Origin of the sequence: Sphingomonas sp. DG1-23, assembly GCF_030730875.1 — a bacterium.
GTDB lineage: Bacteria > Pseudomonadota > Alphaproteobacteria > Sphingomonadales > Sphingomonadaceae > Sphingomonas.
This window is the reverse complement of sequence record NZ_JAVAMA010000007.1, coordinates 239,270-264,703: the sequence shown is the minus strand read 5'-3', so window position 1 is coordinate 264,703 and position 25,434 is coordinate 239,270. Positions and strand designations below refer to the sequence as shown.

Annotated in this window: 30 protein-coding genes; 20 read left to right on the top strand and 10 right to left on the bottom strand. The window is 63.5% G+C overall.

Annotated features, from left to right (window positions below; genetic code table 11):
• Positions 1 to 81: 81 nt before the first annotated feature.
• Positions 82 to 1,077: a hypothetical protein gene (locus Q9Q95_RS13450; RefSeq protein ID WP_306097643.1), complete on the top strand. Its 996-nt coding sequence runs from the start codon at positions 82 to 84 to the stop codon at positions 1,075 to 1,077.
• Positions 1,078 to 1,396: 319 nt separating this feature from the next.
• On the opposite strand, the gene Q9Q95_RS13445 is transcribed toward Q9Q95_RS13450, so the two are convergent.
• Together Q9Q95_RS13445 and Q9Q95_RS13440 are read right to left on the bottom strand one after the other, a co-directional pair.
• The gene (locus tag Q9Q95_RS13445) at positions 1,397 to 1,594 is read right to left on the bottom strand and encodes an AlpA family transcriptional regulator (protein WP_306097642.1); all 198 of its coding nucleotides are present in this window, start codon (positions 1,592 to 1,594) and stop codon (positions 1,397 to 1,399) included.
• Positions 1,591 to 1,995, bottom strand: coding sequence for a thermonuclease family protein (locus Q9Q95_RS13440; protein ID WP_306097641.1), 405 nt, complete (start codon positions 1,993 to 1,995; stop codon positions 1,591 to 1,593). Before Q9Q95_RS13440 ends, Q9Q95_RS13445 begins: the two co-directional genes overlap by 4 nt.
• Between Q9Q95_RS13440 and Q9Q95_RS13435 the strand changes: the two genes are divergently transcribed.
• A complete protein-coding gene (locus Q9Q95_RS13435; protein WP_306097640.1) occupies positions 1,995 to 2,651 on the top strand; it encodes a hypothetical protein in 657 nt (218 codons plus the stop codon). The genes Q9Q95_RS13440 and Q9Q95_RS13435 overlap by 1 nt on opposite strands.
• A gap of 114 nt (positions 2,652 to 2,765) precedes the next feature.
• Positions 2,766 to 3,581: a hypothetical protein gene (locus Q9Q95_RS13430; RefSeq protein ID WP_306097639.1), complete on the top strand. Its 816-nt coding sequence runs from the start codon at positions 2,766 to 2,768 to the stop codon at positions 3,579 to 3,581.
• 309 nt (positions 3,582 to 3,890) lie between these two features.
• Here Q9Q95_RS13430 and Q9Q95_RS13425 read toward each other — a convergent pair whose 3' ends face one another.
• The 8 genes from Q9Q95_RS13425 to Q9Q95_RS13390 all read right to left on the bottom strand — a co-directional run bounded on the left by Q9Q95_RS13425 (position 3,891) and on the right by Q9Q95_RS13390 (position 10,245).
• Complete coding sequence (locus Q9Q95_RS13425) at positions 3,891 to 4,382, bottom strand: hypothetical protein (RefSeq protein WP_306097638.1); 492 nt, start codon at positions 4,380 to 4,382, stop codon at positions 3,891 to 3,893.
• 11 nt (positions 4,383 to 4,393) lie between these two features.
• Positions 4,394 to 4,618 carry a hypothetical protein gene (locus Q9Q95_RS13420; RefSeq protein ID WP_306097637.1) on the bottom strand — a complete coding sequence of 75 codons (225 nt, stop codon included), beginning with the start codon at positions 4,616 to 4,618 and terminating at the stop codon, positions 4,394 to 4,396.
• 196 nt (positions 4,619 to 4,814) lie between these two features.
• Positions 4,815 to 5,315 (bottom strand): hypothetical protein, encoded by a 501-nt coding sequence (locus Q9Q95_RS13415; RefSeq protein ID WP_306097636.1) that lies wholly within the window; start codon positions 5,313 to 5,315, stop codon positions 4,815 to 4,817.
• On the bottom strand, positions 5,312 to 6,556 hold the full coding sequence (locus Q9Q95_RS13410) for a helicase HerA domain-containing protein (protein WP_306097635.1): 1,245 nt from the start codon (positions 6,554 to 6,556) through the stop codon (positions 5,312 to 5,314). The genes Q9Q95_RS13415 and Q9Q95_RS13410 overlap by 4 nt, the downstream gene beginning before the upstream one ends.
• Complete coding sequence (locus tag Q9Q95_RS13405; protein WP_306097634.1) at positions 6,556 to 7,752, bottom strand: ParB/RepB/Spo0J family partition protein; 1,197 nt, start codon at positions 7,750 to 7,752, stop codon at positions 6,556 to 6,558. The genes Q9Q95_RS13410 and Q9Q95_RS13405 overlap by 1 nt, the downstream gene beginning before the upstream one ends.
• A gap of 92 nt (positions 7,753 to 7,844) precedes the next feature.
• Positions 7,845 to 8,237, bottom strand: coding sequence for an HIRAN domain-containing protein (locus Q9Q95_RS13400; RefSeq protein ID WP_306097633.1), 393 nt, complete (start codon positions 8,235 to 8,237; stop codon positions 7,845 to 7,847).
• On the bottom strand, positions 8,237 to 9,484 hold the full coding sequence (locus Q9Q95_RS13395; RefSeq protein WP_306097632.1) for an AAA family ATPase: 1,248 nt from the start codon (positions 9,482 to 9,484) through the stop codon (positions 8,237 to 8,239). Before Q9Q95_RS13395 ends, Q9Q95_RS13400 begins: the two co-directional genes overlap by 1 nt.
• Before the next feature lie 71 nt (positions 9,485 to 9,555).
• Positions 9,556 to 10,245, bottom strand: a complete 690-nt coding sequence (locus Q9Q95_RS13390) for a S24 family peptidase (protein WP_306097631.1) — start codon at positions 10,243 to 10,245, stop codon at positions 9,556 to 9,558.
• Between the two features lie 523 nt (positions 10,246 to 10,768).
• Here Q9Q95_RS13390 and Q9Q95_RS13385 point away from each other — a divergent pair.
• The 17 genes from Q9Q95_RS13385 to Q9Q95_RS13305 all read left to right on the top strand — a co-directional run bounded on the left by Q9Q95_RS13385 (position 10,769) and on the right by Q9Q95_RS13305 (position 25,414).
• A complete protein-coding gene (locus Q9Q95_RS13385; protein WP_306097630.1) occupies positions 10,769 to 11,200 on the top strand; it encodes a hypothetical protein in 432 nt (143 codons plus the stop codon).
• Positions 11,197 to 12,057, top strand: a complete 861-nt coding sequence (locus tag Q9Q95_RS13380; protein ID WP_306097629.1) for a hypothetical protein — start codon at positions 11,197 to 11,199, stop codon at positions 12,055 to 12,057. The genes Q9Q95_RS13385 and Q9Q95_RS13380 overlap by 4 nt, the downstream gene beginning before the upstream one ends.
• Positions 12,054 to 13,355, top strand: a complete 1,302-nt coding sequence (locus Q9Q95_RS13375; protein ID WP_306097628.1) for an AAA family ATPase — start codon at positions 12,054 to 12,056, stop codon at positions 13,353 to 13,355. The genes Q9Q95_RS13380 and Q9Q95_RS13375 overlap by 4 nt, the downstream gene beginning before the upstream one ends.
• A 376-nt stretch (positions 13,356 to 13,731) precedes the next feature.
• On the top strand, positions 13,732 to 14,091 hold the full coding sequence (locus tag Q9Q95_RS13370) for a helix-turn-helix domain-containing protein (protein ID WP_306097627.1): 360 nt from the start codon (positions 13,732 to 13,734) through the stop codon (positions 14,089 to 14,091).
• On the top strand, positions 14,088 to 14,546 hold the full coding sequence (locus Q9Q95_RS13365) for a terminase small subunit protein (protein ID WP_306097626.1): 459 nt from the start codon (positions 14,088 to 14,090) through the stop codon (positions 14,544 to 14,546). Before Q9Q95_RS13370 ends, Q9Q95_RS13365 begins: the two co-directional genes overlap by 4 nt.
• On the top strand, positions 14,461 to 16,050 hold the full coding sequence (locus tag Q9Q95_RS13360; RefSeq protein ID WP_306097625.1) for a terminase: 1,590 nt from the start codon (positions 14,461 to 14,463) through the stop codon (positions 16,048 to 16,050). Before Q9Q95_RS13365 ends, Q9Q95_RS13360 begins: the two co-directional genes overlap by 86 nt.
• On the top strand, positions 16,050 to 16,277 hold the full coding sequence (locus Q9Q95_RS13355; protein ID WP_306097624.1) for a hypothetical protein: 228 nt from the start codon (positions 16,050 to 16,052) through the stop codon (positions 16,275 to 16,277). Before Q9Q95_RS13360 ends, Q9Q95_RS13355 begins: the two co-directional genes overlap by 1 nt.
• Positions 16,278 to 16,534: 257 nt before the next feature.
• The gene (locus Q9Q95_RS13350; protein WP_306097623.1) at positions 16,535 to 18,283 is read left to right on the top strand and encodes a portal protein; all 1,749 of its coding nucleotides are present in this window, start codon (positions 16,535 to 16,537) and stop codon (positions 18,281 to 18,283) included.
• Entirely contained in the window at positions 18,280 to 18,555 is a 276-nt protein-coding gene (locus Q9Q95_RS13345; RefSeq protein ID WP_306097622.1) for a hypothetical protein, read from the top strand. The genes Q9Q95_RS13350 and Q9Q95_RS13345 overlap by 4 nt, the downstream gene beginning before the upstream one ends.
• Complete coding sequence (locus tag Q9Q95_RS13340) at positions 18,542 to 19,330, top strand: hypothetical protein (RefSeq protein WP_306097621.1); 789 nt, start codon at positions 18,542 to 18,544, stop codon at positions 19,328 to 19,330. Before Q9Q95_RS13345 ends, Q9Q95_RS13340 begins: the two co-directional genes overlap by 14 nt.
• A gap of 3 nt (positions 19,331 to 19,333) precedes the next feature.
• Positions 19,334 to 20,368, top strand: a complete 1,035-nt coding sequence (locus Q9Q95_RS13335; protein WP_306097620.1) for a major capsid protein — start codon at positions 19,334 to 19,336, stop codon at positions 20,366 to 20,368.
• A gap of 12 nt (positions 20,369 to 20,380) precedes the next feature.
• Positions 20,381 to 20,833 (top strand): Bbp16 family capsid cement protein, encoded by a 453-nt coding sequence (locus Q9Q95_RS13330; protein ID WP_306097619.1) that lies wholly within the window; start codon positions 20,381 to 20,383, stop codon positions 20,831 to 20,833.
• A 12-nt stretch (positions 20,834 to 20,845) separates the two neighbouring features.
• Positions 20,846 to 21,409, top strand: a complete 564-nt coding sequence (locus Q9Q95_RS13325; RefSeq protein ID WP_306097618.1) for a hypothetical protein — start codon at positions 20,846 to 20,848, stop codon at positions 21,407 to 21,409.
• Positions 21,410 to 21,559: 150 nt separating this feature from the next.
• Positions 21,560 to 22,198, top strand: coding sequence for a hypothetical protein (locus Q9Q95_RS13320; protein ID WP_306097617.1), 639 nt, complete (start codon positions 21,560 to 21,562; stop codon positions 22,196 to 22,198).
• Positions 22,198 to 23,172 carry a ubiquitin-activating E1 FCCH domain-containing protein gene (locus Q9Q95_RS13315; protein WP_306097616.1) on the top strand — a complete coding sequence of 325 codons (975 nt, stop codon included), beginning with the start codon at positions 22,198 to 22,200 and terminating at the stop codon, positions 23,170 to 23,172. Before Q9Q95_RS13320 ends, Q9Q95_RS13315 begins: the two co-directional genes overlap by 1 nt.
• Positions 23,169 to 24,971, top strand: coding sequence for a hypothetical protein (locus Q9Q95_RS13310; protein ID WP_306097615.1), 1,803 nt, complete (start codon positions 23,169 to 23,171; stop codon positions 24,969 to 24,971). The genes Q9Q95_RS13315 and Q9Q95_RS13310 overlap by 4 nt, the downstream gene beginning before the upstream one ends.
• Entirely contained in the window at positions 24,968 to 25,414 is a 447-nt protein-coding gene (locus Q9Q95_RS13305; RefSeq protein ID WP_306097614.1) for a hypothetical protein, read from the top strand. The genes Q9Q95_RS13310 and Q9Q95_RS13305 overlap by 4 nt, the downstream gene beginning before the upstream one ends.
• Positions 25,415 to 25,434 lie beyond the last annotated feature (20 nt).

Sequence of the window (25,434 nt, the reverse complement as noted above, 5' to 3'; positions counted from 1 at the left end):
AAACGCCTCACACCCTCCCCAAACCCTTATCTTGCAGAATCAAAGGCACGATGCCATGCATCACCAAGGGGATGGGAATATATGAAAAAGGGCTATCTGACTCGCATCATTCTGCTTGTGCTCGCGGCTTCGCTTCTTCTGCTTTTATCGAAGTACGTGTTCCCTACCGGGTTAATGCATGTAGGCACGCACGAGGTTGGCTTCGCCCTGATCGTCTCGCTCGTCGTGTGGTCGCTTTTTGAAGCGCAACTCAGTCAGGAGGCGGAAGCCACTTGGGACGCACGTATCGAGCGAGTCACAAAAAACGTGTTCCAGGCAGTCCTTCGACGTGACCTCCCTAAGGAATTGTTGGACGAAGCTAATAACTTAGTTCTGAATAGCTCCCTGATGCGGCAAGGTTTTACCGTTACCTATACGCTTATGGACGACAAATTCTGTCCCGCCGGGGGTGATGAGCTGGATTGCGTTCTTGTGGAAGCCATTATGGAATTCACGATGCGGAATGTCAGCACCGATACAATATGCTGGCCGGTTGCGCTGGCCCTTCCCAATCCGGTGCATCCGAAGCTCAAGGACCGTGTCAAAGTCACAAGCATCGATGTTCGCAAGGGCGGCGAATCCGTCGTTCTGGATCTAGTTAACGCGGAGGCGAACTTCCGCGTCGCCATGCGCGCCAACGAAAACACGGCGGTGCGTTACGCTGCAGGTGAGGTGTCACTAAACCGCGGCGAATCTTGCACCTTTTCGGCCACTTACGTGATGGCGAAGGAGGTCGAGGATTCCGAACTGCTTCAGACCCTCTATCCGGCAGACGGGGTCCGCATCACCGTGTTCGATCGCGCTGGAGACGCGCGCCGTGTCACATTTGCCCGTTCAGTCCATCGTCAGATGCTTGAGCATATTCCGTCGGATTTGAGGCACCCAACGGCGAAAATCTTTAAGATTCCTGGGTATCTTTTGCCACACCAAGGAGTTCTTATATGGTGGAAAAAGAAGCCCCATACGGAGAATGGGGCGGAAAATACGGAATTGACAACCTTACCCCTGGTGATAGCCAAGGCGAGTAGCGAGGAGTGATCAACATGATCAAAGGTGATGGCGGCACTCAGGTTTGAGTGGGAAGGAGGCGGCGAGAGCCGCCTCGTTCGTTATGTAGCATTGCTTTGTGCGACGGTGATCACCGCTAGGGAAGTTAGCGGGGCCTGGGCAATCCAGAATGAATGCAGTGGAATACACCGGTCCATGGCGGTGCATAAAGCGCCACCAACTCGACTCCGTGCTTCAGAGCGATCTTCCTTCCGAAGATCATAGCTCACTGCGTACCAAGCCATCGTTTGCTCCTCGCAAACTGCTCCCGAAACAGTCTAATCAATTGATCGGGACAACGGGAGTCCTCTCACGCCGCCCCCTCCCAACACATCGGCGACCTTAGCCACCGCTGCAGGTCGCTCTCGTACCAAGCTATCGCGTTTGCGCTAATCCGCTGGCTTTTCGGGAACTCCCCTCGCGCCATCTTTCGATAGATCGTCGCGCGCGACAGGCCGGTGCGCTTCACCACCAGCGGAAGCCGAACGAAGCTTTCGGTCTCGGTCACCGGCATTCTCCCATCCGATAGCGGCGCCAGTATCGATCCCAGCGAGTCGCTGCGCCGGCAGCGATCGTCGCGCAGGAGAGATCGCGTCCGTCAGGCAACGAGCATCGAGCAACGACGCGCTGATAGCTCGGCTCAAGCGGCGTGCAGCGGAGGCGGCGGTGCAGGGCGAGACCGGACACGACACGCTGACTGGCACGGGCGCGGACATCGTTGCAAACGTAGCCGGCGCTTTTCTGGCGGCACGGCTCGGCGCTCTCAAAGTCCGGCGCCTGGACGCCTGCGATGCGGACCTTCGGACCCTCGGCGCACCAGATCGGACCGTCGCCGTCGTGGACCCGGGTGACAGTGCAGGTGAAGGGTTGGCTTGGGGCAAGCGAAAGCGCCGCCATCAGAGCGAGCATTGCAGACATCCTATTTGTTCGTCAGGTATCGCCTCACGGGCCAGGAGGGCGCGACGGGGGAAATCATGCTGTCCAGAGAGGACACGATAGCTGCCTCGATCTTGGGATCGACGCTTGCGGTATGCGGCACGTGCATATGGCTGGTCACCCGCGGCATCCAGGATCCGGGCGACCTGCTTGGATTCTTCGGGGGCGCGCTCGGCACTGGCCTCGCGGTGGGAGGAACCATATTTCTCGACCGGCGATCGAGGAGAAATGATCGGCTTTTGCTTGCCGACGCGATCTATTCCGTGGGCTCGACCGCCCGCTTCGCGGCCAACGCGCCAGTCGAGCATCTCGATGCCGGAATCCTGACGTTGAAGCAGGCGATACACACATTCGACACGATCCGAGGCACCACCCCCGTTCGTGACGCGCAAGCACAACGCTTGCTTAGTCTCATGACCTATTGGCTTCCGAACCTCACCGAGAAACTCGACGCATCGCTGCATGCCGTACAAGCCGATGCCGGTCAGGCTCCCGAGGAAGCGAAAAAACTTCGACCGACGCTCGAGAAAATCTTCTCCCTTACGGAAACGCCACTCAAGTACCGCAACCTTTGGCCGACCACGGATGGCAAGGTGCTGGGCGACTTCGAGAAGACTGACACACCGTGATGTCAAATGGTCGACGTCCGCTCGCCAATCAAGTTCGAAATTATCCGATCTCACCTTTACCATCAAAGGCGACCACATCATGATATCAGGAGGTATTTGGCGGGGGAGGCATAGTTGGCCGTAGCCGGCGGATCGCAGGACGTTCTGAAGGTGACCATCGGTTTCACCGACAGCCCCGATGTCGGGGAAGTTGGATCGATGCTTCAGCTCGTCGCGGAAGCTTACGCTGAAAGCCTCAGTGCCAAGGGCATCACCGATGTCCGCCTGGGTATCGAGAACCTCCAGATCGGCAGCCTGATCGCGTACCTGACCGAAATCATCCAGTCGCCCGAAGCGCTGCTCCCGGCGGATGGCGGGCTTCGCCTCCGGGCGTTCGTCACCGAGATGGTGGCGACCATCAATATCCTGAAGGACGCGTCGAACCTCCATATCCCGTCGGCCCAGAGCGTTGCCCCCGCGATGGGCCGCCTTCTCACAGCGTACTCGGTAGCCATCGCTGCAGGGCGCGCGCTGATGATGCGGACCGAGGTTCCCGGCTTCAACGAGGATGTCGCCGAACTCGACCCATTCTCTACAGGTCAGATCCTCCCCGCGCTGATGCGAATGAACCAGAAAATGCTCGAGGAGAACACCCCCGACGACATCCCCGATACCAAGGAGATTGACGCCGCGGCGGATGATTGGCTCAATCCGAAGCGACGCATCGTATCCTACATGCGGCTGGAAAGCCTCATTCGGAACAGGGCAAAAAATCTCGCCATTCGCTCCGGCGAGACCAGCGATGTCGGCTTCTTCCTCATCCAGCCGGTCCGGGGCACCCCTGACAGCATCCACTGGAAGGCGGTGAGCGACACCGGGTATCTCAACCGCTTCGTTCGTCAGGCCGCGGCCGAGTACGCGCAGACGCACGACATCGCTCCGCCGTCCTGACCGAGGCACTGCATCGGGCCTCAGGTCGTATCGCCGGATCATGCCGCCTCTCGCGGCGTGAACGGAACCACGGTCCGCTCGCCGCCGTCAGGCCCTCCAGCCTCAAGATCGCACCAATACCCGCAGAAGCGCGACTCATGCGTCTCAGGAAACAACGTCACCGGAAAGGCGGAATTGCCCTGCACGACGACGGGCGGGTTGAGGTGGCAGGTGCCGACCCGCTGCGATGCCGATGGATCTCGGAGCGCGTTCGCCAACTTCGGCGCGGCACGCTTCCACCAGACGCAGGTGGCGCAGGTGTGAGCTGGGTCAGGCATTGGCCGACGCCTCCCGAAGCTGGGCTTCCCGCTCCGCGACATAATGTTCGAGGAACTCGCCGGCATGTTCGAAGAGGCGGCCGTCTCCCCAGGATGAAGCCGGCTCAATTCGACCGTCCGGCGTTCGAACGTAGATGCCGCGCTCTGGGTCGTCGCCCCCGTCGTTGACACCGCAAGGTGTGACCGGCCGCATCTCGCCGTCGACGCACTGCGCCCACGCGATAATTGGCGAGAAGCCGACGCCCGGGCCCTCATCCCCTTCTCCGAACCAGATCCGGCATAGCTGCCAGCCGGGTTCGGCAGGCACGAGCTGAACTGGCAGGCGCTCGAAGCCCTCCCGCGCCGGTCCAAATTCTTCGAGCCTGGTGCCGTCGTGGAGCCTTAGGTCCATTGCCTCGCCACCGTGCTTTCCCGGGCGAATGGTGGCGCGGGCGATTGCGCTGAATGGCACCCATCCGCGCGAGAAGTCGTAGACACCCATCATGGGTCGATCTCCTACAGCGACAGCGCGGCGCTGAACTCGCCGCAGGCTTGGTTCTGGTGGACAGTTGGGAAGGCGGAGAAGGCATCGACGCCGTGCTCGCTCCACGTCACGCTTTGCAGGCGTGGCGGGTAGCGGCGGCATGTGCCCTCGCCCGGTTCCCGACGCGGGTGCCTCGGGTCAGCCGAGGCGTCGGTGACGCCCCGGCTGAGGAAGTGAATGCAGGTCGAGCAGGTCATCAGGTGCGCCGACTGCGAGCATTGCATGGGTAAACGCGCGCCACTTCTCGCGCGATGATGAAAGTGTCGCTTGGGTTCACCTGAGAGAGCCGACGGGCTTCGGCTTCCGCTGCCTCGAAAGTAGAGTGTTCACGCCGGGGCCGGGCGGGGCCGGCCTTACTGATCCGAAATGGCCCTTGGGCGGATTCTGTTCTGATCATGCTGCTTTCCTGAGTTCGATGTTGGTAGTGCTGGCAGTCGCGCAGATCCGGCGCTCTCGTTCGAGGTGTTGTTCGGGAGTGAGAAAGCGCAGGTAATTCTTGGCGCCCCCTTTCGACATGCCGAGAGCGCAATCGACATCGACCAGCCGATCGCCAGCGACCAGCATTTCGATTGCGATCCTGCGGCGCTCGAGGAGGACGACAGTTTCCTCCCGCGTGTGACCCGGCAGGCAGTCGCTAGGCCAACTCTTCGCGTAGCTATCGGCGCAGCCGTACGGGTGGAACCGATCCTTCCCGCATCCGCATTTTGGATGCGTCCCGTTGAGCTTCATGATCGCCAAGAATGGAGCGGTCTCACGCCGAACGGTGTCGAGTCTGAGCCCGGTCAGAGCGCACAAGTCGCGCAGACTTCCCACGGTTGGAAGAAGCTCGACAATCATTGCGAGCAGCTCCGGCGTGCATCGCTTATTGCTTGCTGCTGCAGCCTGACGTGTCATTTCACGACCCTCAGCACCGGACCTGTGATGGTCTCGAGCTCGGCATCATCATCGGCGAGCATCAGACTCTGCATTTCAGCAGCCCCGATCGATGGGAGCGGGGTGATGCCCTTGGGCGGCCCCGCCTTGCCCTGCGTCATGACGCTACCGACCTTCACTTTGAGCATCCGTCGCGCGATCGCGGGGCCAAGGCCAAGGAACTCGCCCCGGACGAGGCTGCGCACTTGCTCGGCATCCGACCCACGAAGACCGAGCAGTTCCGCTGCCCGTTGAATGTCGATGTCAAGGAAGGTGCGACCTAGCAGGTAATTGCTGGCCTCCGCCGCCACGTTCTTATGCAGCTTCGATAGACGTTGAGTCGCGATGATACCGGCGAGGCCGCGCTTGCGACCACGGCACATCAGGTTCGCCATCGCCTGCTGGCTCTGCTTGCGCGTTTCCCGATCCTCGCCGTTGTCTCCGGCGGGAGCGAACAGATGCGCCTCGTCGACAGCGACAATTGCTGGATGCCAATGCTGGGGACCTTCCTCGAACAGCGCGTTGAGGAAGGCGGTCAGCGCCTGCATCTGCGGTTCGATCTCCATTCCTTCGAGCGTCAACACTACGGAGCCGCGATGCTGGCGGACCTTGCCAGCGATCGTCGCTAGTCGCGCAGTCGTCAGAGTGTTGGCGTCTAGGATCGTGTGTCCGAACGCATCACCGAAGCTGGCAAAGTCGCCCTCGGGATCGATGATGACCTGCTGAACTATACCCGCGCATTCCTCGAGGAGCCGTCGGAGCAGGTGCGTCTTGCCGCTGCCGCTATTGCCCTGAATGAGCAGACGCGTGGTAAGCAACTCCTCGAGGTCGACGAAGACCTTGGCATCCATGTGCAGGCCGATCTCCAGCGCATTATCGCCTTCCGGCTGGACCGGAGCGACAAACGCCGCTTGAGCTTCGGCCGGGGTTGTCAGCCGCGGCGCTGCTGCCCGGGGGTTGGAAGCAGCACGTGCCGCGACTAGTTGGGCGCGCGAGGGGGTATCGCGCCGAACCGGTGGGGAGTATTGGTCTTCCTCGGCGCGCGCCCTCGCCTCGGGAGACAGGTTCTCGGGCAGGCCCTCCTCATTCCGCCACGCCATGATGTTATTGACCGAGGTGCGGTTCGCGTCGGCGATTTGCCGATCGGTCTGGCCAGCCGCGTGCAACGCCCAGGCCAGCATTTTCTCCGTTTGACCGAAGAACGAGGTGTGCTGGTGAAGCATCACTGTGCCTCCGCTTCCGCATAGGCTTCCGCCATCGCGCGCAGCATGCGCTCCATGCGCTCCTGACCGCTTTCGGAGCCATCGATCGCTTCCTTCCAACCGGGGATGCCGACCTCAGCGAGAACGGCCTCCATCAGGACATCGTCGATAGGACTGTCCGACTGATCCCGTTCGCGGATCAGAGTGCAGAGCGCTTCGAAGACAGAGCCCACGCCGACGAGCACCAGACCGTCGAAAGCTCGGGCGATCATCTTGAGCGAACGCGCAACGGTCGCCTTGCCCATCGTGTGCAGGGTGCGTTGGATGGCGGTGACGAAGACCACCTCCCCCGGCTTCCAGTACTGCCAAGCCGCAATCCGGCCGACGACCAGGCCGGCTTCCACCACGACCTCATTGATCGCACTGGCCTTCGCGTCACCGGCGACGATCGCGGCGTGGAAATCGTCCAGCTTACTCATTGCCCGCCGGCTTCGGTTAGCGGCAACGAATAGTTCCGCTTCGCCGCGGGGATCGTCGAAGTCGAAGACCACCACCGGAATGTCGCGAATGTCGCCTCGTAGCCTCGCTGCCTCGAGTCGATGCTGGCCATCGATTACATAGAGTCGACCTTGTCGGCGCGACACGATCAGAGGCAAGCAAAGCCTCCAGTCCCAGTTCTCTGCGATCTTGACGATGAGCTTTTGTGATGCGCCGCCCTCGATCGAGCGTTGATAGGTGTCGTCGACCTGCAGATGCTCCACCAAGGCAAACTGTGGAGACGGAGGCGAGCCGATCATCGGCTTGAGCTTGAGGGCCTTTTCGCCCGCCGCCTTGGCCAGGGGAGCGTTTCTGTCGCCGCGGCGACCGTTCCGCTGCTCGCGCATCGCCCTGGTCTTCTCGATGAGCTCGGAAACTACGGGATTGGTTTCTCCGGCGGCCGCGGCGAGCTTCTCCTGCACTTGGCGCGGCGGGCACGCGAACACGCGCTCGGCCGCCTCGAAGACAGCAAAGCCCGGCTCCACAATTAGCCACCCGTCCGACGCTTCGATCTCGAAACTGCCGTTTGGAGCGACCTCGCCGGTCGTCATGCGTTCTACAATCCAGTCAGGCGCCTCCTTGCCCGCTACGCAGATCCAGATTTTCGTAGGGGAAGCCGGCGTTTTGCTGGCCGGAGCGTCGGTGCAGCCTTCGTCAACGAATGCGATATTGGTAGCCATGGGCTTACCTCCTGCCGCGGAATGCGGACATGAAGCATTATGCCCTATAGGGGCATATGTCAATAAATGACAGTGCCCACTTAGGGCATTATCTATGCACCCCAGATCCCAGGGTCCGGATCTACGCAGAAATCGGACTCCCAGTTCTCCGTCTTAGGCTGCGGTAGCACCGGAGCCTCGCCGTCGAATGCGATGCGGATCCACGCGCCGAAGCCGGTTTGCCGCTGGAAGATGGCGCGTACCTCCCTGCCCTGCTTAAGCATCCCACCAATCCAAGGCGCGCGTTCGGCTGTCAGATAGCCGAGTTGGACACCGCGCGCGCTGTACACAGCGACGGCATTTTCGTCCTTTGGGTTCTTGGGCTCAGGCCGCAACTCTATTGGCTCGCCGGGACGGCAGATGTTCAGCTCGAAGCGGCGGCCCGGTCCCTGCTTGTTGGGATAGTCGGCCCCGACGACCGCGAGACTCTGGTCCGGCAGAGGCATCAATACTCGCTAGAGAACCGCGGCTCGTAGTGACTTACTGACAACGCCGTGATGCGCTCACGGCTTATGGTGCCGCCGGCCAAGGCGTTCATGACTATAAATGGCTGCATCATGGGTTCACTAAATCGGTATCGATATTTTCGAGCCACCCCAACTTGCTCTAAAATTCTGCCGTGGTCTCCCTCGCACAGGTTTTTTAGATGTTGGCCGAATAACGACACCTTCGTTTCCGGCACACCTAGGATCTCTGCTAATGGCGATTGTAAGTCCGCCGGAGCAAAATAACCAAGATCATCAATCGGAGAAAGAGCTGCTGCGAGTAGCACTTCTTTATAGATGTTCCCTTTGCGCGGACTTATTGTAGCTTGGTGGTATTGGCGACGGATAATCTGATCTATCTGCCCTACGCTACCGGGCATTGCTTCATCGATGTGGCTGAGATCAACAACAAGTTTTTTCTTCTCCAAAGCGACTCTAGCGGATTGCTGGCCAACAAGGTGAGCGTAATGGGGGAGCCCGCGAGACATCGCGACAATCAGTGCTAGGGCGTCGGGCTGAATGGCCATCCCTAATTGCGCGAGACGGGTCTCGATAATCTCACGGAGTTCAGACGAGAACATGCGGTGCATAGGGACATGCCGAAGGCAGCGTGTGACCGACTCATGATCCGCCACCAAGCGCTCAGCCGAATCAGCCACGCCTACTAATATAATTGTCGCCTTGACCGATCTGTCAGATAAATTCTTGATTGTATTGGCGACGGCAACACGTGCATTGTTGTCGTCAATCTTGTCGAACTCGTCCAAAATAATGATCGGAGTAGAGACCAAAGCGAATTTTGACATCTCTATAACTACGTCATCCGGCATTATCTGGCGTTCGTAGCGATCGGTGATCGATGCATCTTCGGCCTCTAGTCTGCGGAACACTTTGCGCCAGATAGCGTCGAAGTCGTCCTGAGGATGGCAGTTAACGTGGATGATTTGTATATAGCGCGTCGGGCCGAAGAGCTTCGTAGCGAAAACGTTGGCTAGAGAGGACTTTCCTACTCCGCGCTCCCCGTAAAGGATCGCGTGCTGGCCTCGCTGAAGCACGGCGTCCAATAGCTTATCGATCTGGCTCTTGCGACCGGCAAGGAGCCCCGCCTCGTCGATCGGCGCACCCGGACTAAAGAGGTCCAAGGCCTCGTAAATCTTAGCTTGCCAATCCTCATCCGTCTGTGGGGTGGGCCCGAGAAAACCCTGCATCACCGCTACCATCCTATACTACGCCGCGTCGCTTTAGCACACTCCGCAAGACGCCGTGTCGCGCCGCGAGCTCAAATATCCCTCGCAAACCGAATAACCCGGCCCCAGATCACGACTTCGTCCGCATCAACCTCGTACGGCTCAACCATCTTGTTGTCGGAGATCACGAGCATGCGCCGGCCGCCGGCGATGGGCCGCAGCCGCTTGATCGCAGCCCCGCCGTTGATTGACGCCGCATATATCCGATCGGCGTGGAGCAACTGGTTCTGCGTCGTGTCGATCCAGACCAGATCGTTAGGGACAAGGGTTGGGAACATGCTGTCCCCTGCCCCGCCGGCCAGGCGGAGGCGATGTGGCGGCGTACGGGTAAAGCTGCGGACATAGCCCAGATCGAACTTGAGCGGTTCGCTTTCGATGAAGTCGTCGACTGTGGCGCCTGGGCCCATCGGCAGCGACAGATCTAGGCGCGCGATCTCAACGACCTCACCACTGCCGATGGAACGCGTCTCCGCCTGTTCGGCAGCGACCTCATACGCCGCGTTCTTGAGCACCGCGCGACCTTCACTCGGTGGTAGCCCGATCAAGTCGCGCGGCTCAATGGCCAAGGCCCTCCCAATTTTCTCCAGCCAGTTGGTGTCGAGAGTACGGTCACCGCGTTCGAGTTTGCCCAGCATGTTCAGCGTAGTGCCGATACGTTCAGCCAATTGTGTTTGAGACATCCCGCGTCGCTTGCGGTGAAAGGCGATGGAGTTGCCGACCATCCCCCGCTTGTGCCCGCAGAGGGCATGACGCGGTAGAGGACCAGTTGGGCATATTTCCCCGTTGCTCAACATGCCCTGATAGGGCATATCGAGCGAATGAGGCTTATAGATTATCTCCGGGCCCAACCTGAGTCTGTCCTCGAATTCGCGACGCGAATCGGGGAGGCAGAGAACACGATCCGCAAGATTGTGTACCGGCAACGTCAACCGTCGCTTCCCCTCGCCATTAAGATTTCGCGGGCAACCGGGGGCGCCACCGCACCCAGTGAACTCGTCATTACATCTCCCGACGCAGCGAAAGCTGCATAATGGCAGCCCCTATTAGCGCCCTCGCAAGGTCAGATACGCGCTCTGGGCAACCGTCCGTTGGAGCTCGCATTCAAGGTGAGCGGTCCCGGCGCGTGCACCGACGCGGCGCCGCCCACCTAGTTATCAATCGCCCGCCCCACCTCCCTTGCCCTACTCTTTGTCGTGCCGGAGTTACGCTGTGAACGCGCCGCACTTCCACGGACGCAGGCGCACATTGACCGCGTCAGGCGCGGTCGAGGCGCAGAATGCGATCCTCACCGCGATCCGCATCGAGGACGGCGCGACATGGGGCGATATCGGCCGGGTCCTCGGCAAGTCCGAGGACCGCGCGGCGGCCTATGCGAACACCGCCGCGGCGATCGATCTGCCGACCTTCCTCGCCGGGTGCCACGAATGGGGCGGCCGGTTCGCAGATCCCCTGCTCGCCCTAGCCGGCGGCAAATGGGCCGATGCCGGCGCCTTCTGCTCGAGCGACGAGAGAGCCGCCCTCACCCTCGCCTCTCTTCTGCCCGCGGTCATCGAGATCGAGGCCGATGCGCTGACCGAGGCGCATGAGCTTGTCCCACATGAGTCGCTGATCCGGCGTGTGCACGCGCTCACCGCCGTCTGGCTCGAGATGATCGCCAGCGAACGAGGGCAGCCATGATCTCGGTGGAGCCGATCTCCGACTTCATCCACGCCATGGAGCTCGAGGGCGTGAAGCCCGTCGAACCCATCGCGCAGCGCCTCGCGTCAGGCGAACTTATCCGCTTCCGCTGCGACGGCGACGGCAAGGGCCGCCAGAACGGCTGGGCGATCCTCTATCTCGATGACCGGCCCGCAGGTGCATTCGGCAACTACCGCCTCGGTATCTCGCGGAAGTGGCGCGTCGATTCCGATCGCACGCTGACCGCCGAAGAGCGCGAGGCCCTGCAGCGCGAATGGACGGCAGCCAAGGCCAGGCGGCTGGAGGAACGCGACCGGTCGCAGGCCGAAGCCGCGCACGACGCAGCCGAGATGTGGAAGACAGCCGGACCCGCGCAGGCCGATCACGGCTACATCGAGCGCAAGCGTCTCGATCCCGCCCCGCTCCGCCAACTTGGCGAGCAACTGCTGATCCCGATGTACGACGTCGAGGGACGCCTCTGGAACGTCCAGCGGATCTGGCCTGATGGCAGGAAGCGATTCCTTCGCGGGGGCCGCACCGATGGCCTGTTCTGCCTCATCGCTGCTGACCAGCTGACCCGGACGCTCTGCATCGGCGAGGGCTATTCGACGATGTCGGCGGTGACCCGGAACGGCGGTCATCCCTCGCTGGTCACCTTCTCGTCGGGCAACCTTCTCACCGTGGCGCGGATGTGGAACTACCTGCGTCCCGACTTAGAATATATCGTCTGCGCGGACGACGACCCCGAGTTGGTCGACAACCCCCACGTTCGCAAGAATGTCGGTATAGAGGCGGCGACCGCAGCCGCGATCGAGATAGGCGCGCGCCTCGCCCTCCCGCCCCGGAAGGCAGCATGATCGTGGCGCGGGACTTCGAGGACGTCGAGCGCGAGGATGGAGGCGCGGCGGTGCGCGCGGCCATAGCCGGCGCGCGCCACATGTGGCCCGAGAGCGCCCCGTTCGAGGACGAGCGCACGGCCGGCGCCCCGATCCAGTTCGATCCGTTGCCGTTCACGTGGCGCGACCCTGCGACCATCCCGCGGCGCCAGTTCCTCTACGGGTTCGAGCTCCGGCGCAAGCAGGCCTCTGCGGTCATCGGCGTCGGAGCCGGCGGAAAGACGACGCTCAAGGTCGGCCGCGCGCTTTGCATGGTCACCGGCAAGGATTTCTTCGGCCACCGCGTCTGGAACGGCCCGCACCGCGTCTGGCTGGTGAACCTCGAGGACGAGCGCGAGGAGATCGAGAAGACGGTCCACGCCTTCATGAAGCTCTGGAACCTGTCGCCCGCGGATCTCGGTGACCGCCTGTTCATGGACGGCATCGACACCGGCGCGATGGCCAAGCTCAAGGTGGCCGTCGAAGGCGAGCGCGGCGGCTTCATCATCCAGCGCCCGATCGTGGAGGCGACCATCGAGGCGCTCGTCGCGCGCCGTATCGACTATCTCGACGTCGACCCATTCGTATCGTGTCACTCGGTCGACGAGAACAACAACGGCGCGATCGACGCCGTCAGCAAGGAATGGGTGCAGGTCGCCCACCGCGCCGACTGCGCGGTGAGCCTCGCGCACCACGTCCGCAAACCGAATGGATCGGAAGCAACGGCGTTCGACGCTCGCGGAGCAGTGTCGATGATCAACGCCGTCCGATCGGTCCTCGTGCTCCAGAAGATGTCCAAAGAGGTGGCCCAGGAGCTGTGCGTCCGGGAATGCGACCGGAAGCGCTACGTCTCCGTCTACGACGACAAGAACAACAAGGCGCCGCCGGCCGCGGCGCAGGACTGGTACGAGTTCGTGAGCGTCGGCCTCGGAAACGGTGACGATACCGGTCCCGAGGACAGCATAGGCGCGCTTCAAAGGTGGCAAGCACCCAACGCATTCGGCGGGGCCACCGCACGCCAGCTGTACAATATCCAGAAGGCAATCGAGAGCGCGGATCTCGCTGAAACCCGGAAGCACTCTTCTTCGAAGGGCTGGGCAGGCAAGATCGTCGCGTACGTCCTCGACATGAATGTCGACGACCCCATGGACAGGTCGGTGATCAAGAAGCGGCTCGATACGTGGCTCGCTTCCGGAGCGCTGCGGTCCGTGATGATCAAGGACAGGAATCACGAGGATCGCGAGCATGTGGAGGTGGGTCGATGGGCCACTCTCGACTGAGATCCCGCACCTCTCCCGCACTCCCGCACCACAAGGTGCGGGGAAGTGCGGGGAGTACGGGAAAAGGTGTCCCGGGCGGGCCTCCTCGCGCGGGGGCACACGCCCACACGTACGCGGGAATAATCCCCTCCCTGAAGGGGAGGGGTTATTCCTCCCGTGGTATAGAAGAACCTAGGTTAGTTATTTCCATTCCGCGCGCGCGAGCGACCGCCGAACCCGCCACTGCGGGAAGGTGCGGGAGGTGCGGGAGGTGCGGGAAATCCTTGGAGAAACGAGTGGAAAGCACCGAGTTTCAGGCAGGCCGGGCCGAGGGTGCTCGGGTTGAACCGGCGATCGTGGCGGCCATGCCGGCGGTGTCGAAGACGGCGGACTCGCGATGCTGATCGAGCCCATCATCCCGGCCGAGCGCTACCTCAGCCCTGTGCATCTCGCCCGCGATGCCGACGCGCCTCTGGCAGTGTGCCGGCTGATCTTCACGGTGGCCGAGCACGATGCCGAGGTAATCTCGATGATCCGCGGGCCGAGAATGGACGAGGAGACGATGGACATGCGCAGGCTGGTGATCGTGGTGGCGAGGCGGCATCTCGCCGTTCCGTTCCCGCGCATCGGCCGGGCGATGAACCGCGATCACTCCGCCGTGATCCGCACGTTCCGCAACGCCGATACGCAGTGGCGGGAGGATCGCGATTTCCGGCTGCGGGCCAATCGGCTGCTGGTGAAGGCGGGGGTGGCGTGACGCTGCGAACCGCAGATCTGGAAAACGCGCTTGTCGAGGGCATCGCCGATGGCGTGCCCCTCCGACAGCTTTGTCGCATCCACGGTGTAGGCAAGTCGACGGTCTATGACTGGATGGAGCAAGACGCAGCCTTTGCCGGACGCATCGCAGGTGCGCGCGCGAAAGGCTTTGATGCCATCGCCGAGGAAGCACTGGAGATCGCGGACGACGGCACCAACGACTGGGAGACCCGCGAGCGTGAGGACGGCAGCGAGTACGAGGCGCTCAACCATGAGCACGTCCAGCGCTCCAAGCTGCGGGTCGAGACGCGCCTGAAGCTTCTCGCGAAGTGGGACCCCAAGCGGTACGGCGACGCGATGCAGCTCAAGCATGCCGACGCTGACGGCAACAGGCTCGACCTGGCGGACATCATCGCAGCGCGCCGCGCGAAGGTGGCGGGTGGCGACGAAACCTGATCCCCGCGTCATGCTGGCGGAGGACATCGCCGGCTTCACGCACGACCCGCTCCACTACGCGCTGTACGCCTTCCCGTGGGGTGAACCGGGCACGCTGGCGAAAGCGAACGGGCCGCGTGAATGGCAGCGGGAGGCGCTGATCCAGATCGGCGAGCACCTGTCCAATCCGCTGACCCGGCACCAGCCCTGCCGTCTCGGCCGCGCGTCGGGTCACGGCATCGGCAAATCGGCGCTGGTGTCGATGGTGACGAAGTGGGGGCTCGATACCTGCGACGACACGCGCATCGTGCTCACCGCGAACACCGAAACGCAGATACTCAATAAGACGTGGCCCGAGGTGACGAAGTGGAACAACCTCGCCATCACGCGGGACTGGTTCCGCCCCACCGCCACGGCACTGATCTCCACGCAGGCGGGACACGACAAGTCGTGGCGCGCCGATGCGGTGACATGGTCCGAGAACAACACCGAGGCATTCGCCGGCCTGCACAACATGGGCAAGCGCATCATCCTGATCTTCGACGAGGCCTCGGGCATCTCCGACAAGGTCTGGGAAGTCGCACAGGGCGCGCTGACCGACGAGGATACCGAAATCCTGTGGCTCGCGTTCGGCAACCCGACGAAGAACACCGGCCGCTTCCGCGAGGCGTTCGGCAAGCATCGCCACCTCTGGAAGACGAAGCAGATCGATTCCCGCACGGTCGAGGGCACCAACAAGGTCTATCTCAACGAGCTGGTCGCGACCTACGGCGAGAACAGCGACATCGTGAAGGTGCGCGTCCGCGGCATGTTCCCGTCGGCTTCGTCCATGCAGTTCATCGGCACTGATCTGGCGCAGGAGGCCCGCACCCGCGCCGTTCCGCCCGGGCTACCCAGCGATCCGATCATCTTCGGCGTCGACTGCGCGCGCTTCGGGGACGACAGTTCGGTGCTCGCGATCCGCAAGGGCCGCGATGCCCGGTCCATTCCGTGGAAGCGCTGGCACCACATGGACAGCATGACAGTGGCCGGCGACATCGCACTCGAGGCTGAGCGCTGGAAGCCGGATGCGATCTTCGTGGACGTCGGCAACATCGGCGGCGCGGTGGTCGATCGTCTCCGCCAGCTACTCAAGGGCAAGATCCCGGTGTTCGAGGTCAATTTCGGCGGGCCCGGACGCTCGGTGGAGTGGGAGAACGGCGTCCACGTCAAGACTGCCAACAAGCGTTCCGAGATGGCGGTGAGCGTGCGCGCCTGGCTGAAGCGTGGCGGCGTCATTCCCGACGAGCAGGAGATCGAGGACGACCTGACCGGGCCCGAATACAGCTACAGCGATGGCGAGACATCGATCCTGCTGGAGAAGAAGGCGCACATGAAGGCCCGCGGCCTACCCTCGCCGGACAATCTTGACGCGCTGGGCTGCACCTTCGCCGAACCCGTCGCACCGCGCGTGCCAGCGTCGCGCGATCCTGCGAGCTATGTCGACACCCACAACCACTATGATCGCTTCTCGGAGCTTCACTGATGCCGCGCGTCACCAATATCCGCGAGACCGTCGATGCGGGCGTGCCCGTGGTCTGCGCCGACTTCCGCATTGTCGACGGACGGGACGGATGCGTCTGCGTGCCCGTTGCCGAGTATCGCGAGCATGGCGAGGTCGTGTTGCAGCAGCTTGCGGAGGCCTGCGCAAGGCAGGCCTCCGGCCATCGCTACAGGGCACCGGAGCAGGATCGCTACGCCGAGTTCCGCTGACCCTGTGCATCGCGCCGCACGGGGCTTCCCAGCCGTCCTAGGCACGCACCTGCAACCAGCAGGTGACCCGCATGTGCCTTGGCGCTCCGAAGATGCCCGACCCCGCCCCGATCCCGGAGCGACAGCCGGCGAAACAGCCGGCGACTGACCCCACGCTGCGAATGGCAGACCGCGACCGCAGGCGCCGCGGATACGCTGCTGCGATGTTCGCGCCTCAGGCCGGCGCTGCCCCCACCACCAACATCACGGGCGTCTGAGTGGCGACAGGCGGCACCCTGACCGTCCGGCAAACCGAAGACGACAAGTTGCGCGAGCACGTCGAGCGGCGGTACAAGACCATGATGCCGCCGAGCGATCTCGCGGCGGAATGGTACGAGATCGCCGGCCTGTGCATGCCGCAGCGTTCGCGGCAGCTGGTCGAATGCCACAAGCGCAAGCAGCGTAACGCCACCGCCAACACGCGCCTCCACGACGGGCACGCGATCCGGTCGTTCGACATCCTCGCCAACGGGATGCTCTCGGGCCTGTCCTCGCGCTCTCGCCCATGGCGCAAGTCGCAGCTCGAAGACGAGGACCTGATGGACTACCATCCGGTGCAGGTCTGGCTCGACGCCTACGACCAGCTCGTGAACTCCGCTCTCGGTGCCTCGAACTTCTACGAGGCGATGCTGTCCTGCTATCGCGAGATGAGCGGATTCGGGACCGGCGCCGTCGTCATCCAGCAGCACGATGCGACCTCGCCAAAGTTCGTCTGTCATCCGCTGACCGTCGGAGAATACGGCATCGCGGTCGGGCAGGATCTCCGCCCGGACTCGCTCGCACGCAGCTTCGGGTTCGATACCCGCCAGATCGTCGAGAACTTCGTCGCCGATCGCTTCGACAGCCGCACACTGCATTGGGATCGCGTGCCGTCGCGGATCAAGGATGCGTGGGACAAGGGCAGCTACGACGACAACTTCGTCATCCGGCAGGTCATCGAGCCGAACCCCGCTTATGTGCCGGGCAAGATCGGCCGCATCGGCATGCCTTTCCGCTCGGTCAAATGGCTGGAGACCGAGGAGAGCAAGAAGAAGTTCCTGAGCATCGAGGGCTATCGCGACCAGCCGTTCATGGCGCCGCGCTGGGAGACCGTCAGCGGCGACATCTGGGGCACCGGACGCGGCAAGGTCGCCCTCCCCGATCTTCGCGCGCTCCAGCTTTCCGGCAAGCGCAGCGGCGAGGCCGAGGACATGCTGGTCAAGCCGCCGACATGGGGCCCGCCCACGATCGATCGCGTCGGCATGCTCCCCGGCAACCACACTACCGTAGCCGCCGCGGACATGAGCGTCGGCATCAAGCCGGTCTACGAGATCGGCTATCAGGCCGTGCAGGCAGTGGAGGCCAAGCTGGTCCGCCGTCAGCAGGCCGTGGACCGCATGGCCTATGTCGACCTGTTCATGGCGATCTCGACCATGGAAGGTGTGCAGCCGCGCAATATCGAGGAACTCGCGCGTCGGCACGAGGAACAGCTGACCCAGCTCGGGCCCGTGACCGATCGCGCCAACGGCGAATTGCTCGAGCCCGCGAATGATCGCGTCGGCGGCATCCTCGCAGCCCGCGGCGACCTGCTCCACCTCCTGCCCGAGCCGCCCGAGGAGTTGCAGGGCCAGGAGTTGAAGACCGACTTCGTGTCGGTGCTGACACAGGCGCAGCGCATGCTCGGCATCGGCCAGACCGAACGCGCCGTATCGTTCGTCGGCAATCTCGCGGCCTCCTTCCCGGAAGCCGCCGACAACCTCGATACCGACGCGATCGTGAAGGACTATTGGGAGCGCAGCGGTGCTCCCGCGACGGGCCTGCGCGACCCCAAGATGCGCGATGCGATCCGCCAGCAACGCGCACAGCAGCAGCAGGCCGAGCAGATGGCCGCGATGATGCCGGCGGCGAAGGACGGTGCCGACGCCGCCCGGCTGATGTCCGAGGCTGACACGGGCTCGGGCTCGCTACTCGAAAGGCTCGTCGGATGAGCCGCGCGACCCAGCACGAACTCGACATGAGGATGCTGATGGCATCTGCGCCATTCCGCAGATTTCTGTTGCGCATCGCCAATCACGCAGGTATCTGGATACCAACTGCCGGAGCCGAACAATCCCTTCTCTCTCGTGAAGGGCGCAGGTCTCTGGGGTTGGACATCCTTCGCGAAGCGGCAGTCGGACTGCCGCACGGCACCATCGAGCATGTGCTCGTCGCCATCCTCAGCGAAGCCACCCCCAAGGAGACCACCGATGCAGATCCCTAGGACGAATCCCCTGTTCGCTGACCGCTTGCGGATGACGCCGCTGGAGCGTGCCCATGGCCGCTTCATGCGCTCGCCCGACGGGCACGATGCCGGCGCCGGCACTGCCGCTGGCGACGCCGACAATGGCAACGCGGCCGGAGATCAGGGCGATGGCGACGCGGTGGGCGCAGGGGATGACGATGCTTCCCTTCTCGGAGGCGCTGGCGAAGGCGGTGAAGGGCAGAAAGGCGCGACGGACAAGGGCGAAGGCGGAGCGGGCGATGAACAAGGCGCTGATCCGGGACCGCCTGAGAAATATGATCTGACCGCGCCCGAGGGCTTCACGCTCGATGCGGAGAGCCTTGCCGAGGCCGATCCGGTCTTCCGCGACCTGAAACTGTCGAACGAGCAGGCGCAGAAGCTGATGCCTGCCGCGGCGAAGTTCGCAGAGCGTATCATCGCCAAGGCCAATGACGGCATCCAGCAGAACGCCGCCAACCAGCGCCGCGAATGGGTGTCGCAGTTCGAGGCGGATCCCGAAATCGGCGGCGCGAACAAGGACGCGACGCTGACCGCCGCGGCTCGCGCCTTCGATCACTACGGCCTCAAGAAGGGCGAGGGACTGCGCCAGCTGCTCGATGAGAGCGGGCTCGGCAACCACCCCGACCTGATCCGCTTCGTGGCCGGTGTCGGCCGCGATCTGGCGGAAGGAAGCTTCGAACGCGGCGATGCTGCCGTGATCCCGAAGACCCCGGAGCAGAAGCTCTACGGGGATGCATTTCAACCGAAAGGGTAAGACATGGCAGCACGTAACGGAGCATTGGCCACGCTTATCGACGTCACCACCACGTACGGCGAGGCGGGCGAAGCGCAGGGCCAGGTCGCTGAAATCCTCACCAAGGACAATCCCGTCCTCGATGATGTCAGCTGGAACGAGGGCAACCTTCTCACCGGCGACCGCACGTGGGTACGCACCGGCAAGCCCGGCGTCGCATGGCGGCGCTACAATCAGGGCGTGCCGCGATCGAAGGGCACCGTCGGTTCGTTCGACGAGGCAGCAGCGCAGCTGGCCGCGACGTCGCAGATGGACCGCAGCCTCGCGATCCTCGGCGGCAATCCGGCCAAGGCGCGCATGAGCTTCGCCAAGCCGTTCTTCGATTCGATGAACGACGAGTTCGTGGAGACCCTGTTCTACGGCAACTCCTTCTACGAATCGAAGGAGTTCACCGGTCTGTCGCCGCGCTACAACAGCCTGAGCGGGCCGACGCAGGACTACATCATCGATGCCGGCGGCTCGGGCTCGGACAACCGTTCGATCTGGGTCGTCAACTGGGGCCCCGAGACCATCACGGGCATCTATCCCAAGGGCACCAAGGCCGGCCTACTCCACATGGATGCGACGACCAACCTGCGCGAAGGTCCCGACGGCTATCCGATCGGCGACCTCGTGCCCGACGAGAGCGGCAACCAGTACCTCGCCTATTCGGACTTCTTCCAGTGGGACTGCGGCCTCGCCGTCAAGGACCACCGGCACGCTGTCCGCATCGCGAACATCGACTTCTCGGACCTCAAGGCCAACCGGTCGACGGGTGCCGATCTGGAGATGCTGCTGGTGCAGGCGATCGAGCGCATTCAGGCGCTCGGCGGCAATGCGGCGGTCTACACGCCGCGCCCGATCGGCGCGATGCTTCGCATGCAGGCGCTGAGCGACAGCCGCACGGGTCGCTCCATGCTCGGCTTCGACACCATCGGAGGCCGCAAGGTGACCGTGTTCGACGGCACCCCCATCCGCTCGCTCGACGCCCTGAACGTCGACGAAGCCCGCGTCGTCTAAGGAGACAGGAACATGAACACCGACAAGGAACTGCTTGCCTCGGAAAAGCAGACCGTCACCTCGACGCCGCTGGTGTCCACCGACAGCATTCTCGTCAGCGGGCTTGGCGGTCAGAGCCGGTCGCGCAACCTGCGTGCGGTCGCGCAGGTGGAGACTTCGTTCACCGGCGGCACCGGCACGGCGCTCACGGTCGAGCTGATCCAGGCGGACAATGCCGCGCTCTCGACCAACGTGACGTCGCTGGGCACCTCCGGCGCCATCGCCAACGGCTCGTCCAACGTGAATGTCTCGGCGGGCAAGCGCCTGCTCGACATTCCTTTGCCCGAGTTCACCCAGCCCTATGCCGGCTTCCGCTACACCTCGGCGACCGGCGCCTATGGTGCCGGCGCGATCACGGCGGGCTTCGTCATCGGCAGCGAGACCCCGCAGGCTTCGCGCCCGGTGTCCGAGAGCCACGGCTTCTAAGGGAGACACGCAATGGAAAAGGTTGTCGAAAAGAAGTCGTTCATCGGCGGGCGTCTGGTTTATCCCGGCGAGATCGTGGACGTGGATGCGAAGGGCGAGGTTCTGGCCGCCGCGTCCACCCCGATCGGGCAGATGACGCTCGAGCAGCTGCGCGCCGCGCTCGCCCACCGGGAAGCCGAAGAGGCCGACGCGGGTGAGCCGAGGTACGGGGACAACGTCGCCGATCCGACCGACACCAACACCGGCACGCAACCGGCAGCGATGGCGCCGGTTGCCCCGGGCAACGGCCTGCGTCCCCAGACGCTGCCCCCGGGTACCGTCGAGCACAACAACACCTTCATCCGCCCTGCCCCGGTCGATGCGCCGGCAGCGGTGGAGGAAGTCGTGGGCTCGGCGTTCGACCATGACGGCGACGGCCAGCCCGGCGGCTCAAGGCCGCAGCGTCCGGCGGCACTGACCGGCAAGAACAAGGAGCAACTGCTCGCCATCGCCGACGCGGAAAGCGTGGAGGTGCCGGAAGGTGCCACCAATGACGAGATCCGCGAAGCGATCGAGGCCAAGCGCAACGACGTCTGAGTTCGTCGCGGCGGGCAAGAGAGGGCGGGCCTTCGGGTCCGCCCTTTTCTGTGTAGCCGCGCTCAACTGACCCTGCACCTCGACCGGGTATATGGGCGGAACCTGTGCATCCCCGCGCATCGCGGGATGCCGCAGCGCTAACCGACGTGCATGGCCCTTTCCCGCCTCCAGATCTGGAACATGGCTGTCGGCGAGCTTCCCGACGCCCGCATCGACACGATCGAGGAAGTGAGCATCGCGGCTGAAGCGTGCCGAGACCAGTATCAACCCTCGCTCGAACTGCTGCTGGACGACCACGCCTACGACTTCGCGAATGTCCGGACCACGCTGGCGGTCGTAACCAACGACCGGGAGCAGGAATGGGACTACGCCTATTCCCTTCCCGCCAATGTCGCCCGCCCCAGCCACGTTCTGCCGTTCTCCGCCGCCGACGTGTCGACCTCGCGGACTTTCAGCTGGTACGGCGCGATGCGCGGCTTCGAGGCGATCGTCCCGTTCCGCATCGAGGGCGGCAGGCTCTACACCAATCAGGAAGGCGCGATCCTCGATCACACCACGACCGAGCCCTCCGAAGCCACCTTCACCCCGAAATTCGCGCGTGCGCTGGCGCTGGAACTCGCATGCCGCATCGTCATGCCGGTCAAGAAGGACCGCGCGCGCCAGCTCGAGTTGATCCGCATGGCCGAAATTGCCCGCGAGCGCGCCAAGGCCGACGACATGAACCGCGACCGCGAATCGCCGCGCGACTTCGTCCCCGAGGTGCAACTCGCCCGCCTAGGCCTGATCTGATGACGGGCCCGCGCGCCGGCCAGTTCAACTTCTCCAAGGGCGTCCTGTCGAAGGAGCTTTGGGGCCGTCACGACATCGCGCCGTACAGCGCAGGCGTTCGCGAGGGGAAGAACGTCCTCATCCTCAAATATGGCGGCCTGACGAAGCGTCCGGGCACGCGCATGGTCTACGAGGTGAAGGACGGCGCCAAGCGACTGCTGCCCTTCGAAGGCGCCTATGAGGCGTCCTATGCGCTCGTGATGGGACAGGGAAACATGCGGCTCGCCGCACTGGGCGGCATGGTGCTCGAGGAGGCGCTCACCGTCGAAGGCGCGACGCAGACCAACCCGGTCCTGATCACTGCCAGTTTCCACGGCTATGCCGATGGCGACGAGGTTTTCTTTCGCGACGTCGAAGGAATGACCGAGCTCAACGGGCGTGTGCTCACCGTCACCGTCATCGACGAGGACCAGTTTTCGGTGAACGTGGATGGCACCGGGTTCAGCGCCTTCGCGGGCGACGACGGCGGCATCATCCGCGTCGAAGAGCCCGATCCCGAGCCCACTCCGCCCGTCGTTCCGCCGCCGGTTGATCCACCCGAAGACCCGCCCGTCGGTGGCGGGGGCTACTGCGTCACCTCCGACACGATGATCTTGATGGCAGACGGCGTCGAGAAGTCGGCACGACGGCTCGTCGTCGGCGACATGGTCCGCACCCGGCATGCGACGACGCTCGAATGGGGCGATTTCCCGGTCACGGCGGTGCAGCGCGTGGTGCGCGCGGTCTGGCGCGCCGAGATCGGCGACCAGGTCCTGCGCGCATCGAAGGGGCACCGGTTCTGGAACGGCGAGGAATGGGTGAAGATCGAGACCGTCGGCGAGCGTGACGGCGTAGCCGAAGTCGTCGCGATCAGCGTGGGCACGGCGCGCTCGTACATCTCGAACGGCATCCTCTCCCATAACATCAAGGCACGGGAGCCGATCAGCTACCTATGAGCGTGGCACGCATCTACAAGGTGGGATCGCCCTACAACGCCGTCGAGCTGGCGGATCTCGACTACGCGCAGGCGTTCGACATCGTCTATCTGGCGCATATCGACCATGACCCGACCAAGCTGGTTCGCAGCAGCCACACGTCATGGGAGTTCGTGACGGTGCCCATCGGCCCGACGATCGCCGAGCCGACGGGCCTGAACGTCACCGCCACGGTTGCCAACACCGACACGGCCAACAGCGGCAATGCCTATTTTCCGCAGCCGGCGAGCTATGTGGTCACCGCCATCAACGACGATACCGGGCAGGAGAGCCGCGCGTCGACGGCGGACAGCGCTACCAACGATCTCACGCTGAAGCGCAACAAGAACGTCCTGACATGGGCAGCGCCGACGGGTGCCTCGCGCTATCGGGTCTACAAGGCCTATAACGAACAGATGTACGGGTTCATCGGCGAGACCGAGAGCACGACCTTCACCGACGACAACATCGGCCCGGACCTGACCGATGCGCCGCCACAGGCCTTCAATCCGTTCGAGGATGGCAACAACCCTTCCTCCGTGACCTTCTTCGAGCAGCGCCTGATCTGGGCCCGGACGCGCGCAGTGCCGAACGGCGTCTATTCATCGCGCTCCGCGGACTTCGAGAACATGGATGCGGCGCGACCTGTGCGCGAGGACGACTCGATCGTCTTCCGCATCCTGTCGCAGAAGGTGAACGCGGTGAACTCGTTCGTCCCCCTGAAGGACCTGCTCGCGCTTACCAGCAACGGCATCTTCACGATCAAGGGCTCGAACACCGACTATCTCGCCGCGAACCCGCCTCCGCGTGCGCTGCCCGAGAACGAGGACAATGTCAGCCGTCTGAAGCCGATCGTCGTCAACAACGTCGCCTTCTACGCGCCCGAGGGTGGTGGCGAGATTCATACCGCCGGCTTCGCCTTCGAGATCGACGGCTATCAGGCCAATGACGTAACGATCTTCTCCCCGGGGCTGTTCCGCAGCTACCAGATCGACGGTTGGGCCTACGCCCGCAACCCGTTGTCCGTGCTCTGGGTCGCGCGCAGCGACGGCAAGATGCCGACCTTCACATGGCAGCGCGAGCAACAGGTCTGGGGCTGGACGCTGTGCGAGACCGACGGCACCGTCGAAGATGTCTGCGCGATCAAGGAGGGCGGCGAGACACGTCTCTACCTTCTGGTGCTGCGGACGATCGGCGGCGTAGAGCGTCGCTTCGTCGAGCGCATGGCGAGTGCCGAATGGGATCAGGCCGAGAATAGCTGCTTCCTCGATTGCGCGCTGACCTATCAACCCGAGACCCCGACCTCGCGGTTTCAGGTGCCGCACCTTGCCGGTGCTACCGTCGATGCGCTGGCGGACGGTTTCGTGATCCGCGGGCTCACGGTTGATGCGAATGGCTGGGTCGATGTCGGGCAGGACGTCGAGCGCGTCGTCACGATCGGCCTGCCCTATGAGGCGCTGATTGAGACGCTGCCGCTCGTGTTCCAGACGCAGCAAGGCTGGTCTCGCGACAAGCGACAGATGCTCGGCGATATCGTCGTGCAGGTGACCGATACCCGGCTGGGCGGCGTCGAGACCGGCAGGCGCCTGTCGAAGATGTACGCGATGAAGGCGCGGACCAACGAGCCGCTGGGCTCGCCGACTGCGCTGTTCACCGGCACCGCCTCTGCCAGCACCGAGCCCGTAACCGCGGGAGAGGCAACGCTGTTCATCCGCTCCGCGGAGCCGCTGCCGCTCACGGTCACCGCGGTCTATCTTGATCCCGTAGTCTCCGAGACGTGATCGATCTGCGGCCCGCATCGCCTGCCCATGTCGGCCGCATCGCAAGGAATATGCGGGAGGCGGACACGCTGGAATGCGGCGCCTTCGGTCGAACGCCCAGGCAGGCGCTGCGCTTCGGATTGCAGGCGTCGGTACTGGCCTTCACCGCTTTCGACGAGCGGCCGGTGGCTATGCTTGGGCTCACGCCGGTCAACGCGATCGAGAGCGTGGCCCGTCCCTGGCTGCTCGGCACCGATGCGGTGTTTGCCTGTGCAAGGCCGCTCCTGACGCTTGGTCCTCCGATTATTGCAGCGATGCACGCGCGGTTCCGCCGTCTGGAAAATCAGGTCTGGACCGGAAACACCCGCGCGATCCGGCTGCTCGGGCAATGGGGCTTCGAGATTGGGGACGAGGTGGCGATGATCGGCGGGCTTCCGTTCGTGGACTTCTGGAGGGAAGCCTGATGTGCGTCCCAGCAGCCGTA